At 42.6% G+C, this 664-nt stretch carries 2 protein-coding genes; both read right to left on the minus strand.

From position 1 onward, the window contains the following. Positions 1 to 229 (minus strand): TadE/TadG family type IV pilus assembly protein (locus tag R7Z49_RS25465; RefSeq protein WP_411913035.1); only part of this gene is annotated, 229 nt, incomplete at its 3' end. Between the two features lies 1 nt (position 230). After that, on the minus strand, positions 231 to 664 hold a 434-nt coding region (tadF, locus tag R7Z49_RS25470), incomplete at its 5' end, for a tight adherence pilus pseudopilin TadF (protein ID WP_318112450.1).

The raw sequence follows: 664 nt of genomic DNA on the forward strand, positions 1-664 counted from the left end.
TAATGTATAAATCAACAATTCTCTGCGCATAGTCCTGGTCGTCTTTATTGTCTTTACCAGGGCTTGCGATCAAAGCAAGACTTGCTACTTCCGCCGCTTCTTCGATTTTTGAGTGCGCAAGTAAACGTTGTGTGTAACCGACAGAAAATGAGAAAGTGATGATTAATATAGGGAGAAACGAAACAAATATGATTCCAGCCACTCCTTTCTGCTTAGTGAAGCCCTTCATATTAAATCCTTGCAAATGAGTATGAACTGGTCACAACCTTGATCGGCTCACCACGCATTACACCGATGATATTGAAAGGTGTTTTGTAGCATAGAGATACGTGATAAAGCGGAAGACGTCGGTTCTGTGTCGTCAGTGGTAATAGCTTCTTCGCTTCTGCCACCGTGATTTCCTTCAGATCTGGAAAATTACAATCTTCTGTTTTGCCTTTGAAGTTGGTAAACGTAACGAGCTTAGTGTCCTTTTCTTCTAACGAGAGCTCCGTGATTCTCATGCCTAATTCGCTGGCATCAAAATCTGGTAACGTACGTTTCAGCATGCCTTTCGCCATGTAAAACGCGTTATTTACTTGTGCCTCACAATGTCTACCGTTCTCACCACAAATATTAAGTTCGTTGGCGAACAACTGTCGACGCTCGCTTATGACGCTTACGA

It is taken from the genome of Vibrio sp. 1562 (assembly GCF_033340155.1).
GTDB classification, from domain to species: domain Bacteria; phylum Pseudomonadota; class Gammaproteobacteria; order Enterobacterales; family Vibrionaceae; genus Vibrio; species Vibrio alginolyticus.